The 12528-nt window shown below is 70.5% G+C and carries 14 protein-coding genes; 2 read left to right on the top strand and 12 right to left on the bottom strand.

The genetic code is table 11. From position 1 onward, the window contains the following. Positions 1 to 11: 11 nt before the first annotated feature. From ACFWW9_RS16455 to ACFWW9_RS16435, 5 genes are all read right to left on the bottom strand, one after another. Entirely contained in the window at positions 12 to 377 is a 366-nt protein-coding gene (locus ACFWW9_RS16455; RefSeq protein WP_390377572.1) for an NADH-quinone oxidoreductase subunit A, read from the bottom strand. Positions 378 to 766: 389 nt separating this feature from the next. Next, positions 767 to 2062 (bottom strand): geranylgeranyl reductase family protein, encoded by a 1296-nt coding sequence (locus ACFWW9_RS16450; RefSeq protein WP_390377569.1) that lies wholly within the window; start codon positions 2060 to 2062, stop codon positions 767 to 769. Positions 2063 to 2131: 69 nt separating this feature from the next. Further along, positions 2132 to 2821, bottom strand: a complete 690-nt coding sequence (locus ACFWW9_RS16445; protein ID WP_390377566.1) for a demethylmenaquinone methyltransferase — start codon at positions 2819 to 2821, stop codon at positions 2132 to 2134. A gap of 9 nt (positions 2822 to 2830) precedes the next feature. After that, positions 2831 to 3940: a glycosyltransferase gene (locus tag ACFWW9_RS16440; protein ID WP_390377563.1), complete on the bottom strand. Its 1110-nt coding sequence runs from the start codon at positions 3938 to 3940 to the stop codon at positions 2831 to 2833. Beyond that, positions 3940 to 5046 carry a glycosyltransferase family 4 protein gene (locus ACFWW9_RS16435; RefSeq protein WP_390377560.1) on the bottom strand — a complete coding sequence of 369 codons (1107 nt, stop codon included), beginning with the start codon at positions 5044 to 5046 and terminating at the stop codon, positions 3940 to 3942. The genes ACFWW9_RS16440 and ACFWW9_RS16435 overlap by 1 nt, the downstream gene beginning before the upstream one ends. A gap of 154 nt (positions 5047 to 5200) precedes the next feature. Here ACFWW9_RS16435 and ACFWW9_RS16430 point away from each other — a divergent pair, with 154 nt between their 5' ends. Next, a complete protein-coding gene (locus ACFWW9_RS16430) occupies positions 5201 to 6019 on the top strand; it encodes an inositol monophosphatase family protein (protein ID WP_390377557.1) in 819 nt (272 codons plus the stop codon). 5 nt (positions 6020 to 6024) lie between these two features. Here ACFWW9_RS16430 and ACFWW9_RS16425 read toward each other — a convergent pair whose 3' ends face one another. From ACFWW9_RS16425 to ACFWW9_RS16395, 7 genes are read right to left on the bottom strand one after another with little or no spacing between them, the layout of a single operon-like run. Next, positions 6025 to 6666, bottom strand: coding sequence for a hypothetical protein (locus ACFWW9_RS16425; protein WP_390377554.1), 642 nt, complete (start codon positions 6664 to 6666; stop codon positions 6025 to 6027). A gap of 28 nt (positions 6667 to 6694) precedes the next feature. Next, positions 6695 to 7756 carry a 1,2-phenylacetyl-CoA epoxidase subunit PaaE gene (gene paaE / locus ACFWW9_RS16420; RefSeq protein WP_390377551.1) on the bottom strand — a complete coding sequence of 354 codons (1062 nt, stop codon included), beginning with the start codon at positions 7754 to 7756 and terminating at the stop codon, positions 6695 to 6697. After that, the gene (gene paaD / locus ACFWW9_RS16415) at positions 7756 to 8247 is read right to left on the bottom strand and encodes a 1,2-phenylacetyl-CoA epoxidase subunit PaaD (protein ID WP_390377548.1); all 492 of its coding nucleotides are present in this window, start codon (positions 8245 to 8247) and stop codon (positions 7756 to 7758) included. The genes paaE and paaD overlap by 1 nt, the downstream gene beginning before the upstream one ends. After that, a complete protein-coding gene (paaC, locus tag ACFWW9_RS16410) occupies positions 8244 to 9134 on the bottom strand; it encodes a 1,2-phenylacetyl-CoA epoxidase subunit PaaC (RefSeq protein ID WP_390377545.1) in 891 nt (296 codons plus the stop codon). The genes paaD and paaC overlap by 4 nt, the downstream gene beginning before the upstream one ends. A gap of 25 nt (positions 9135 to 9159) precedes the next feature. Next, positions 9160 to 9444 (bottom strand): 1,2-phenylacetyl-CoA epoxidase subunit PaaB, encoded by a 285-nt coding sequence (paaB, locus tag ACFWW9_RS16405; RefSeq protein WP_390377542.1) that lies wholly within the window; start codon positions 9442 to 9444, stop codon positions 9160 to 9162. Next, positions 9441 to 10382: a 1,2-phenylacetyl-CoA epoxidase subunit PaaA gene (paaA, locus tag ACFWW9_RS16400; protein ID WP_390377539.1), complete on the bottom strand. Its 942-nt coding sequence runs from the start codon at positions 10380 to 10382 to the stop codon at positions 9441 to 9443. The genes paaB and paaA overlap by 4 nt, the downstream gene beginning before the upstream one ends. Positions 10383 to 10424: 42 nt before the next feature. Continuing rightward, a complete protein-coding gene (locus ACFWW9_RS16395; protein WP_390377536.1) occupies positions 10425 to 10880 on the bottom strand; it encodes a DUF3592 domain-containing protein in 456 nt (151 codons plus the stop codon). Between the two features lie 62 nt (positions 10881 to 10942). Here ACFWW9_RS16395 and ACFWW9_RS16390 point away from each other — a divergent pair, with 62 nt between their 5' ends. Continuing rightward, complete coding sequence (locus ACFWW9_RS16390; protein WP_390377533.1) at positions 10943 to 12172, top strand: isochorismate synthase MenF; 1230 nt, start codon at positions 10943 to 10945, stop codon at positions 12170 to 12172. Positions 12173 to 12528 lie beyond the last annotated feature (356 nt).

Here is a 12528-nt window from a genome sequence, read left to right as displayed (position 1 = left end):
TTCCCCGGTGCTTAGTTCCAGTCGAGGCCGCCGCGACGCCACACGTAGGCGTACGCGAAGCCGACTGTCGCGACGAACAGGGCGATCTCCACCAGCCCGAAGAGGCCGAGCCTGTCCGCGGAGACCGCGAACGGGTAGAGGAACACCATTTCGATGTCGAACAGGATGAAGAGCATGGCCGTCAGGTAGTAGGCGACCGGCATGCGGCCGCCGCCCACGATCGGGGCCGGTGAGGGCTCGATGCCGCACTCGTAGGCGTCGAGCTTGGCCCGGTTGTACCGCCGCGGCCCGATGTACGGCGCGGCCGTCACCGAGAACAGCGCGAACGCCCCGGCGAGCAGGAACATGAATACGAGGGGGAGGTAGGGCTGAAGCACTCTCCGTCGTCCTTTCCTCGCTGTCGCGACACAAGCGAGCCGCTGACCGATCCGCACCCTAAGGGGTGTTCTAGCCCGACTTGCCGGTAAGGCACGCCTAACATTCGGAGGTCCGCTTGTGAAACAGTTCACAAGCCGATCCGTGGACTTGTGAAGTGATTCACAAGACCATCGGCCAGTGTAGAACGTCACACAGCGGTGTTACACGCACCCCCACGCAGCGCGCTGACCTGCATCAGAGCACCCCTCGGCGACCCTGGGGTGAACGGCGCCACAGCGCACGAGAAATGGCGCCGGTACAAGACCGACGCCATTTCGTTGGTTAGGGCGCACTAACCTGAGGGTTAGGGTCGCCTAACTTTGCGCTATTCGGGGTATTACCTGCGGCTTTACGCGCTGGGAGCCAGTTTCGTCGCCGCCGTGATGATGCGGTCGAACGAGTCGCCGTCCTTCGGGTCGTACAGACCGGCGAGCAGCTTCAGCACCAGCTTCATCAGCGTCTTGCGCGGCATCCCGTACTTGGTGGCCGTCCGCATGACCGTCGGGTTCCCGATCAGCTTGCTGAAGATGTTGCCCAGCCGGTAGTAGCTGCCGAGCGACTGCTCGATGCGCGCCGGGTAGCCCGCGAGCGCGTGCTCGCGGCTCAGGCCCGCGGGCCGGGCCAGCGCCTGCACGACGGTCTCGGCTGCGATCCGGGCCGACTCCATGGCGTAGCCGATGCCCTCGCCGTTGAACGGGTTCACCATGCCGCCCGCGTCGCCGACCAGCAGCAACCCGTTGCGGTAGTGCGGCTTGCGGTTGAAGCCCATGGGCAGCGCGGCGCCGCCGATCTTGCTGGTGGCGTTCTCCTCGCGGAAGCCCCACTCCTCGGGCGTGCCGTCCAGCCAGCTCTTCAGCAGCGCGCGGTAGTCCGTCGTGCCGTAGGCCTTCGACGTGCTCAGGATGCCGAGGCCGACGTTCACGCTGCCGTCGCCCATGCCGAAGATCCAGCCGTAGCCGGGCAGCAGCTGGGGGTTCGCCGGGTCGCTGCGGTCCCACAGCTCCAGGTGCGACTCGAGGTAGTCGTCCTTGGTGCGCGGGCTCGCGTAGTAGCGGCGGACCGCCACCCCCATCGGACGGTCGTCGCGCTTGTCGATGCCGACGCTCAGCGCCAGCCGCGCGCTCACGCCGTCGCACGCCAGCACCAGCGGGGCGCGGAAGGAGACGGGCGTCTTCTCCTTGCCGACCTTCGCGTTCACGCCGACGATCCGGCCGGTGCGCTCGTCGGTGATGGCGCCGGTGACCGTGGTCAGCTCGTGCAGCCGGGCGCCGGCGGCCTTGGCCGTGTTCGCCAGCATCTCGTCGAAGTCCTGCCGGGGCCGCACCACGCCGTAGGGCGGGAACGAGGCCAGGTCCGGCCAGTCCAGCTCCATCGTGACGCCGCCGCCGACGACGCGCAGACCCTTGTTGTGCAGCCAGCCCGCCTCTTCGCGGGTGTCGATGCCGAGGTCGATGAGCTGCTTCACACCGCGGGGCGTGAGACCGTCGCCGCAGACCTTCTCGCGGGGGAAGCTGCTCTTCTCCAGCAGCAGCACGTCCAGGCCCGCGCGTGCCAGGTAGGTGGCGGCCGTGGAGCCCGCGGGCCCCGCGCCGACCACGATCACCTCGGCGTCCTCGCCTGCCTGACGGCGGCTGGGAGTAGTCATCCCGACTCCTTGTGCATCAGTTCACAAACTCCTGTGAGTCTAACCGTGAGCTGCTGAGAGCCGCCGATCTCACTCGGGCTTCGTCGCGCGGTGCAGTGCGACCATGCCCCCGGTGAGGTTGAACCAGGCCACGTCCTCCCAGCCCGCCTCGGAGATCATCTCGCCGAGGGCGCGCTGGTCCGGCCACGCGCGCATGGACTCCGCGAGGTACTGGTAGGCCTCCGGGTTGGAGGACACGACCCGGCCGACCAGCGGCAGCACGCGCAGCAGGTACCGCATGTAGACGAACCGGAACGGGCGGAACGTGGGGGTCGACACCTCGCAGATCACGAGCCGTCCGCCGGGGCGCACGACGCGGGCCATCTCGCGCAGCGCGGCGACCGTGTCGCTGAAGTTGCGCAGGCCGAAGGAGACCGTGGCGGCGTCGAACACGCCGTCCGCGAACGGCAGGTGCAGCGCGTCGGCCGCGACCTTCGGCACCGGGCGGTGGGCGCCGCCCTGGAGCATCCCGAGGGAGAAGTCCGCCGCCACGCACCACGCGCCGGAGGAGGCGTACTCGACGGTGGACACGGCCGTGCCCGCGGCGAGGTCCAGCACCTTCTCGCCGGGCTGCGCGTCGAGCACGCGCCTGCTCCACTCCCGCCAGCGGCGGTCGAACCCGAGTGTCATCACGGAGTTCGTGCGGTCGTAGCCCTTGGCCACGCCGTCGAACATCTCGGCCACTTCGCGCGGGTTCTTGTCCAGGCCAGCTCGCGACATGTCCGAAGACTATGTGACGGCCAGAGCGGCCAGCATCCCGTCCACCGCCGCGCGCCACGGGTAGTCCTCCGCACGGGTCCTGGCAGCGCCCCGACGTGCGGGTTCGGCGGTGTCGAGGAGGCCGCGCACGGCGTCGGCGAACGCGGGCGCGTGGTCCTCGACGGCCGCGCCGCAGCCGGGCCGGACGATCTCGCCGAGCGCCGAGCGGGCGGAGACGACGACCGGGGTGCCGGACGCGAGGGCCTCCAGCGCGGCGAGGCCGAACGTCTCGTGCGGGCCGGGGGCGAGGGAGACGTCGGCGCTGGCGAGCAGGTCGGCGACGTCGTCGCGGCGGGCGACGTGGCCGAGGAACGTGACCGGCAGTCCCCTGGCCCGGCGTTCGAGCGCGTCGCGCCGCGGGCCGTCGCCGACGACGACCAGCCGGGTCCTGGTGCCCGAGGCGTGCAGGGCGGCGGCGGTGTCGACGCTGCGCTCGACGTGCTTCTCCGGGGAGAGGCGGCCGCAGTGCACCAGCAGCGCCTCCGCGCCCTGGGCCAACTCGTGGCGCAGCGAGCGGTCGTGGCGGGTCGGGGTGAAGGTGTGGAGGTCGACGCCCAGTGGGACCTGGGCGACGTTGTGGACGCCGATCCGGTCGAACTCCTGCTTGGCGAACCCGGTGGTGCAGACGACGGTGTCGTAGGCGGCGGCCATGCGGGCGTTCGCCCAGTCCGCGACCCGCTCGGCGGGCCGGGTGGGCAGCAGGAACTGCTCCAGCAGGCGGTCAAGGCGCTCGTGGGAGATGACGACGCTGGGAATGGCTCGTTCGCGGGCCCAGTGGCCCATGCCGCGCAGGGTCAGCCGGTCGGACACCTCCAGCCGGTCCGGGCGGAGGTCGTCGAGCAGCGCCTTCACCCGCCACGGGTCGACCGCGCGGTAGCCGCCGGTGCCGGGCAGGCGCGGCGCGGGCAGGGTGATCCGGCGGACGCCGTCGGGGAGGAGCTCGTCGGCTCTTCGCCTGCCGGGGACGACCAGCACGACCTCGTGGCCGCGAGCGGCGTAGCCCGCGCCGAGGTGGTGCAGCGCGGTCCGCAGACCACCGGAGCGCGGGCCGTAGAAGTTGGCCAGCTGGGCGATCCGCATCAGGCGGCCCGGCGCTGCTCGACGCGCCTCCCCTGCACCGCGTGGTAGTGGCCGAGCAGTTCGGCGCACAGCGCGGGCCACGTCCGGTGCCGCACCGACGCGCGGGCGTTGTCGCCGAACTGCTTGCGCCGCAACGGGTCCCGCAGCGCGTCGACGCCCGCGCGGAGTTCGGCCGGGTCGTCGGACAGCAGGTACCCGGTGCGGCCGGGCTCGACCAGGTCGCGTGGACCGCCCTGGTTCGGGGCCAGCACGGGGAGTCCGCTCGCCAGTGCCTCCTGCACGGCCTGGCAGAACGTCTCGTGCGGTCCGGTGTGGACGAACACGTCCAGGCTCGCGTAGGCCGTGGCGAGGTCGACGCCGGTGCGGAAGCCGAGGAACGCGGCGTCCGGGAGTTCCTTGCGCAGCGAGGCTTCGTCCGGTCCACCGCCGACGACGACCACGCGCACGCCCGGCATCCCGTTGAGCGCGGCGAGCCGGTGCACCTGCTTCTCCGGCGACAGCCTGCCCACGTACCCGACCAGCAGCTCGCCGTTGGGCGCGAGTCGTCGCCGCAACTCGTGGTCCCGCCGGTCGGGCCGGAACAGGTCGACGTCCACGCCGCGACCCCACCGGTGCACGCGCGGCACGCCGTGCTCCTCCAGCGCCTCCACCGCCCACGTCGACGGCGCGAGCGTCCGGTCGGCCATCGAGTGCACGCGCTTGGTCCACCGCCACGCGGCGCGCGCCGTGATCCCGAGCCCGTAGCTGCCCGCGAAGCCGGCCACGTCGGTCTGGTAGACGGCCACCGTCGGCAGGCCGAGCCTGCGCGCGGCCTGCACGCCTCTCGCGCCGAGCACGAACGGCGACGCCAGGTGCACGACGTCCGGCCGGAACGCCGCCAGCGCGGACAGCACCTTGCGGGTGGGCACGCCCACGGGCAGCGAACTGACCCGCGGCAGGTCCACGGCGGGCACCCGCACGACCGGGGTGCCCTCGTAGCTGTCGTCACCCGCTCCCGGCGCGATGACCAGCGCCGGGCCGGGCAGGTTCTCGAGGACGCGGAGGACGGAGTTGGTGACCCCGTTGACCTGGGGCAGGAAGCTCTCGGTGACGATCGCGACGCGCACGGGCCCACCGTGGCGGTACAACACCACGGGGGCGTGACAGCACGTGGAACGCCCGCCGAACGTCTCCCGACACGGACACCGTTGACCAGGTGATCCTCGCCCGGTCACCTCGTGGACGCGTGACGGCCATCCGGGAGGATGAAACTAGCTCGGCATGACCGTCTTGTCGTCCAGGCCCGCCCAGCCCGTCGATCCCGCGCTCGTTTCCATCGCGCTGGAAGTGGCCGGTCGCCTCGCCAACGACGCGTCCGACGTCATCATGGCCACCGCCGGGCGCGGGGCGCGACCCGATGGCGACGATTCGCCGTTCGACTGGGTCACCGACACCGACCACACCCTGGAACGCCACACCAGGCGCGTGCTGACCACCGAGTTCCCGTCGATACCGGTGTTCTGCGAGAACGTCGACGTCCCGTTCGAGGCCGAGTTCCGCTGGGTCGTGGACCCGATCGACGGCACCGCGAACTACGTGGCGGGGGTGCCGTGGTGCGCCTACTCGCTGGCTCTGGTGGACCGGTGGGGGCCGGTCGTGGGGGTCGTGGCCGATCCCTACCGCGGGCAGATCTACGCCGCGGCCCGCGGGCGCGGGATGCGGGCGAACGGGATGCCGGTGCGCCTGGGGGCGCAGGCGTCGGCGGCGATCGTGTGCACGGAGATGACGCGCACCGGGCCGTGGCCGGGGATGGGCGAGTTCATCACGCGGGCGGCGACGTCGGGGACCGGCGTGCGGGTGCTGGGCTCGAAGGCGCTGGCCGTGGCGCAGGTGGCACTGGGCCACGCCACCGCCGCGGTGCTGCACGGGTACCACGAGTGGGACGTGGCCGGGGCGGTGGCGCTGGCCGTGGAGTCAGGCGCTGCGGTGCTGGACCGGCGGGGCGAGGGGTCGCCGTTGCCGGTGGACGGGCTGCTGGTGGCGGATCCGGAGATGGCGGACCAGGTGCTGGAGTGGTGGCAGGCGGCTTTGGAGAAGTAGCCTGCTCAGTGCGGATCGGCTCCCAGGCTCGGGAGTTGTTGTTCGAGGAATTCGAGGTCGTTGCGGGCCCTGTCGAGTTCCGGGCGGTCGAACATCTTGAGGGCCACTCTGCCCACCTCGGTCTCGAAGGTGGCGAAGTCGCGGGCCGCGGCGAACAGGCGTTGGGACGCCGGGTGCTCCTCGTCGACCGCGCCCATGGCCCTGGCGAGCTTGGCGATGCCGCGGACGTCCTCCAGTTCCGCCTCGAACTGGCTGGCGATGCGGGTCATCCACTCCTTCGCCGGGGACGCCGGGACGGTGTCCACGACGGCCGCCACGCGGCGCACCGACTCCTCGCAGCGCGCGACCACCGCGGACCACTGGTCCGCCGGGGTGGTCGGGACGTACAGCGGGCGCGGGTACGGCAGCGGTGGGGGCGGGGGTGGGAAGCGCTTCTGGTTCGAGTTGCGGATCGAGCCGACCAGCAGGCCGATCAGCGTGCCGGGGACGCCGCCGAACATGGCCGACATGATCAGCAGCGCCACGAGGCTGGCCGCGAAGTTGTCGTACGGGGCCGTGCTGACCATCATGATCAGGCCGAAGAACAGGAACACCGCCCCTGAACCGATGGCCAGGCCCCACAGCACCGATCTACCGACGACTCCCATCACTCGATACTGCCATGTGAGACATTCGTCAGGCGTCGAAATCCACCGTTACCTCGGCGCTGACGGGTGTCGATTGGCACGTGAGCACGAAACCCGCCTCGACTTCCCGCGGTTCCAGCGCGTAGTTGCGGCGCATGTCGACCTCGCCCTTCACGACCAGCGCGCGGCACGTGCCGCAGACGCCGCCCTTGCAGGCGAACGGCAGGTCGGAGCGGACGCGTTGCGCGGCGTCCAGGATGGCCACGTCCGGCGGCACGGGGACGGTGGTGGTGCGGCCGTCCAGGATCACCGTCGCCTCGGCGGCGGACGCGAGGACGGCGGTGTCCTCGGCGCGACGCGGGGCGGGCGGGGGCTCGTCGACGTAGAACAGCTCGTGGTGCACCGCGTCGACGTCGACACCGCGTTCGGCCAGCACCGCGCGGGCGTCCTGGACCATCGCGTACGGGCCGCACAGCCACCACTGGTCCACGTCGGCGGCGGGCACGACGGTCGTGAAGAGGGCGCGGAGCTTGTCGGCGTCGAGCCTGCCGGTGAACAGCTCCACGTCGCGGGGTTCGCGCGACAGGACGTGGACGAGCTGCAACGTCGGGCCGTAGCGGTCCTTCAGGTCGGCCAGTTCCTCGGCGAACATGACCGTGTCCGTGCGGCGGTTGCCGTACAGCAGCGTCACGCGCGCGCCGGACGCCAGGACCGTGGCCGCGATCGACAGCGCCGGGGTGATGCCCGAGCCCGCCACGACGAACGCGTGGTGCGCGCCGCCGTCCGGGGTGAAGGCGCCCTGCGGCGGCAGGACCTCCAGGACGTCGCCCGCGCGCAGCTCGTCGACGAGGTGGCTGGAGAACAGGCCGCCCTCGACGCGGCGGACGCCGATGCGCGGGGCTGCGCCGACGGCCGCGCAGATCGAGTACGACCGGCGCTCGTCGCCGCGCTTGATCGTCAGGTACTGGCCCGCGCTGAACGCGAACTCCTCCGCCAGCTCGGCGGGGACGTCGAAGGTGACGGCGACGGCGTCGTCGCACAGCCGGTCGACGTCGGCCACCACGAGCCGGTGGAACGTCGTGCGGCGGCGGGTGGGCGCGGAGGCCGTCACTAGATCTCCTTGATGTGCTCGAAGGGCTCCGCGCAGTCCTCGCAGCGCCGCAGGGCCTTGCAGGCGGTGGAGCCGAAGCGGGACAGCTCGGTGGTGCGCGGCGACCCGCAGCGCGGGCACGGCACGCGTTGCGACGGCGGGGTCAGGTTCAGCGGGATCGGGCCCGCGACCTTCGGGCCGATGCGGTTCGGCGGAGCGATCCCGTAGTCCAGCAGCTTCTGCTTGCCCGACTCGCTGATCCAGTCCGTCGTCCACGCCGGGTGCAGCGACGTGCGCACCTCGACCTCGGCGTACCCGGCCGACGTCAGCGCGCGGCGCAGGTCGGAGCCCATCTCGTCGATCGCCGGACAGCCCGAGTACGTCGGCGTGATCGTGACGAGCACCCGGCCGTCCGACTCGGTCACGTCCCGCAGCACGCCGAGGTCGGCCAGCGTGAGCACCGGGAGTTCCGGGTCGCGGACCTGCTCGGCGATCTGCCTGGCCGTGGTCACCAGACCGCTCCGGGCATCGACCGGTGCAGGTGCTGCATCTCGGCGACCAGGAAACCCATGGCCTCGGTGTGCACGCCCTCCCGCCCCGCCTGACCGGCGACGAACGCCGTCGGGATCGGCTCGGGCCTGGTCAGGCCGGACGCCTCGAACACCGCGTGCAGCACGCCGTCCACCTCGGACCGCAGTTCGGCCGGGTCGACGGCGACCCCCGACAGGCGGGCCTCCACCGCGCTGGCGTGGAACAGCTCGTCCACGAACGGCCACACGCGGTCGACCGCGGCGACCATCCGCCGGTGCGACTCCTCGGTGCCGTCGCCGAGCCGCACGGCCCACTGGGCGGCGTGGTCGCGGTGGTAGGCCAGCTCCTTGAGGCCCTTCGCGGCGATGGCCGCGAGCACCGGGTCCGCGCTGCCGCGCAGGCGGGAGAACTGGGCGATCTTCCACGACGAGAACACCAGCAGCCGCACGATCGTCGTGGCGAAGTCACCACCGGGGCCGGGCCCGCAGTCGATCTCGGCGAGGTGCACGTTCCGGAACTCGCGCTCGTCGCGCAGGTACGCCAGCGCGTCCTCGTCCCGACCCGCCCCCTCGACCTCACCGGCGCGCGTGAGCAGCAACCGGGCCTGGCCGAGCAGGTCCAACGCGATGTTGGCCAGCGCGATGTCCTCCTCCAGCTCCGGCGCGCGCGAACACCACGCGGCCAGCCGCTGGGACAGGACCAGCGAGTCGTCGCCGAGCATCAGGCAGTAGGCGACCAGGTCCGCGCGGTCGACCGTGGCCGGAACCTCGCGGTCCACGCCCTCCAGCGCCGTGTGGAACCCGGTGCCGAACGCCCAGTGCGCGTCCTCGTGGTCGATCAGCGACTCGTACGCGTTGTCGAAGCTCATCACGCCTCCACGGCGAAAGCGGTGCTCACAGGTGCGGCACGTCGTCGGGGATGGCGTAGAACGTGGGGTGCCGGTAGACCTTGTCGCCCGCGGGCTCGAAGAACGGGTCCTTCTCGTCCGGCGACGACGCCGTGATGGCCTCGGCGGGCACGACCCAGATCGACACGCCCTCGTTGCGGCGGGTGTAGACGTCCCGCGCGTTGCGGACGGCCATCTCGGCGTCCGGCGCGTGCAGCGACCCGACGTGCACGTGGTTCAGCCCGCGCTTGCCGCGGACGAAGACCTCCCACAACGGCCACGACGTGCTCATGCGACACCCTCCCGTGCCTGGACGGCCTTGGCGGCGTGCGCTGCGGCGGCTTCCCGAACCCACGCGCCGTCCTCGTGCGACTTGCGGCGGTGCGCCACGCGCTGGCTGTTGCACGGCCCGTGCCCACCGACGACCTGCCAGAACTCGTCCCAGTCCGGCTGCCCGAAGTCGTAGTGCCCGCGCTCCTCGTTCCACGCCAGAACCGGGTCCGGGAACGTGACGCCGAGCTTCGCGGCCTGCGGCATCGACATGTCCACGTACTTCTGCCGCAGCTCGTCGTTGGTGTTGCGCTTGATCCGCCACGCCATCGACTGCTCGGTGTTCGAGCTCTCCGAGTCCGGCGGCCCGAACATCATCAGCGACGGCCACCACCAGCGGTTGACCGCGTCCTGGACCATGTCGCGTTGGGCCTGCGTTCCCCGCATCATGGTCATGAGCAGTTCGTAGCCCTGCCGCTGGTGGAAGGACTCCTCCTTGCAGATGCGGATCATGGCCCGCGCGTACGGGCCGTACGAGGTGCGGCACAGCGGCACCTGGTTGCAGATGGCCGCGCCGTCGACCAGCCACCCGATCACGCCCATGTCCGCGAACGTCAACGTCGGGTAGTTGAAGATCGAGGAGTACTTCTGCTTGCCGTCGATGAGCTTCTGCGTCAGGTCGCCCCGGTCCGCGCCCAGCGTCTCGGTCGCGGCGTACAGGTACAGCCCGTGACCCGCCTCGTCCTGGACCTTCGCCAGCAGGATCGCCTTGCGGCGCAACGAGGGCGCGCGGCTGATCCAGTTGCCCTCCGGCTGCATCCCGATGATCTCGGAGTGCGCGTGCTGGGCGATCTGCCGGATCAGCGTCTTGCGGTAGCCGTCCGGCATCCAGTCGCGGGGTTCGATCCGCGCCTCGGAGGCCACCGTGTGCTCGAAGCGCGCCGACAGGTCATCCACCATGAGGAGGATGTTACACCTGAACGGCGATTTCGGGAGAAACTGTCACAAACGGCGGAGTCCCCGCCGGACGAACCAGATCGACGGCAGCAGCACGGCCCACACGACCAGCAGGAACGTCGACACGGGCAGCAGCGACAGCGACGCTCCACGCCCCCAGATCCGAGCCAGTTCGGGGTTCGTCGTGTCGTACTCGATCCGCACGAGCTGCCCGACCTCCAGCCCTTCCGGGTAGAGGACGCCCTGCGAGGGGCTCTGCACCTTGCCGTCCGGCGTGCCGAACCTGATCACCGTGCGGTTGAACGCGACGGACACCACTTCGGCGGTCGCGTTGCCCAGGTGCGCCTCGATGGCCCGGTCGTCCCGCCAGGAGGCGACCACGAGCAGGACCCCCACCAGGGTCACCACCCCTCCGACCACCAGCAACGCACGGGCGACGCCCCGCCGGACGCGGACACCGACGGATGACCGCGGACTGGTCTGCACTGCGTCGTCCACCACAGCTGAGGAGTCTAGGGCTGGTCGGAGGAGGAATCTCAGGAGTGAGTCCATACCCTCGAAGCGTGACCACCGCACCCGCGTCGCGAACCCGACAACGCCTGCGCGTCCACACCGCGCCAGCGACGGGTGAGGACCTGCTGAGCAGGCTCCCCCACCCCGACCACGCACTGGCCTGGGTGCGGGACGGATCAGGCCTGGTCGGATGGGGTGAGGCAGCACGCTTCGACATCACGGGCCCCAACCGCTTCGCCGAAGCGGACCGCTGGTGGCGCGACTACACAGCGACCTTGGACGTCCAAGACGAGATCAACCTCCCCGGCACCGGCCCGGTCGCCTTCGTCAGCATGGCGTTCTCAGATGACCCAGGTCACTCAGTACTGGTGGTCCCAGAAGTAGTCCTGGGCAGACGCGGCAACCAAAGCTGGATCACCACAATCGGCCGCCCGACACCAGCCGAACCCACCCCGATCCAACGCCCGTCAACAGTCCGCTACGCAGACGGCCAACTCTCGGTAACCGACTACCGAGGAGCGGTAGCGGCAGCCGTGGAACACATGCGCGAGGGCCACCTCGACAAGGTCGTCCTGGCCCACGACCTCCTGGCAGTGGCAGACGTCCCCATCGACCACCGCTTCGTCCTGGAGGGCTTGGCCAGGCGCTACCCAGAATGCTGGGTATACGCGGTAGACGGCCTACTAGGCGCCACCCCAGAACTACTACTACGTCGAACAGGCCCAGTAGTCGACTCCCGAGTACTGGCCGGAACAACCTGGCCCCACGACGGCATGTCCGACGAGGAACTAGAAGCAGCACTCCTGTCCTCACCAAAAAACCTAGAGGAACACGACTACGCAATCCGCTCGCTGGTCGACACCCTGAACCCGTTCTGCTCCACGATGTCCGTAGACGGCCCGTCAGTACTCCGCCTACCAAACGTGTCCCACCTGTCCAGCGACGTGATCGGCACCCTCAGCGGCTCCCCATCACTACTGCGCCTGGGAGCAGCACTACACCCCACGGCAGCAGTAGGCGGAACCCCACGAAAAGAAGCCATCGCCCTCATCGACGAACTTGAGGGAATGGACCGAGGCCGCTACGCGGGCCCAGTGGGCTGGATCGACGGCAACGGCGACGGCGAACTGGGCATCGCACTCCGCTGCGCCCAACTGGACGGCCGCACAGCCCGCCTCTTCGCAGGCTGCGGCCTGGTAGCCGAGTCTGACCCGGACAACGAGGTCTGCGAAGCCCACGCCAAGATGCGCCCGATGAGAGACGCACTAGAGGGCCGATAACCACAGCCCCAACCACACAGCACCAGCCCGAACCCAACTCGGACCGATCACACCGCACCGGACTGCCGAGCCCCGCCTCAACTCGACCCCACAACCAACCCGACCCGACCCCTACCTGCACCGACCGGGTCTGCTCTGCCTTCTTCCGGCCCCTGCCGGCACTGGCACCGATCGAAACTGCGCTGTCTTCTTCCGGCCCCCGGCCGGCACCCGCACCGCGCGGTACTGGACCAAATATCTTCCGGCCCCCGGCCGGCACTCGCACCGAGACCAATCCGGACCGTGCCGGCAGGTTCTTTTAACCCCCACCCCGGCCGGCCCCCGATTGTTTTTGCGCCCCCACCCTTTTTCGTCTT

It is taken from the genome of Umezawaea sp. NPDC059074 (genome assembly GCF_042738955.1).
GTDB lineage: Bacteria > Actinomycetota > Actinomycetes > Mycobacteriales > Pseudonocardiaceae > Umezawaea.
Note: the sequence above shows the minus strand (reverse complement) of the source record. Positions and strands in the feature narration are given on the sequence as shown.

Bases quoted from the DNA above. Each gene is read 5' to 3' on its own strand.
- ACFWW9_RS16450 (WP_390377569.1), bottom strand. From the start codon at position 2,062: ATGACTACTCCCAGCCGCCGTCAGGCAGGCGAGGACGCCGAGGTGATC.
- ACFWW9_RS16445 (WP_390377566.1), bottom strand. From the start codon at position 2,821: ATGTCGCGAGCTGGCCTGGACAAGAACCCGCGCGAAGTGGCCGAGATG.
- ACFWW9_RS16440 (WP_390377563.1), bottom strand. From the start codon at position 3,940: ATGCGGATCGCCCAGCTGGCCAACTTCTACGGCCCGCGCTCCGGTGGT.
- ACFWW9_RS16430 (WP_390377557.1), top strand. From the start codon at position 5,201: ATGACCGTCTTGTCGTCCAGGCCCGCCCAGCCCGTCGATCCCGCGCTC.
- ACFWW9_RS16425 (WP_390377554.1), bottom strand. From the start codon at position 6,666: ATGGGAGTCGTCGGTAGATCGGTGCTGTGGGGCCTGGCCATCGGTTCA.
- paaC (WP_390377545.1), bottom strand. From the start codon at position 9,134: ATGAGCTTCGACAACGCGTACGAGTCGCTGATCGACCACGAGGACGCG.
- paaB (WP_390377542.1), bottom strand. From the start codon at position 9,444: ATGAGCACGTCGTGGCCGTTGTGGGAGGTCTTCGTCCGCGGCAAGCGC.
- paaA (WP_390377539.1), bottom strand. From the start codon at position 10,382: ATGGTGGATGACCTGTCGGCGCGCTTCGAGCACACGGTGGCCTCCGAG.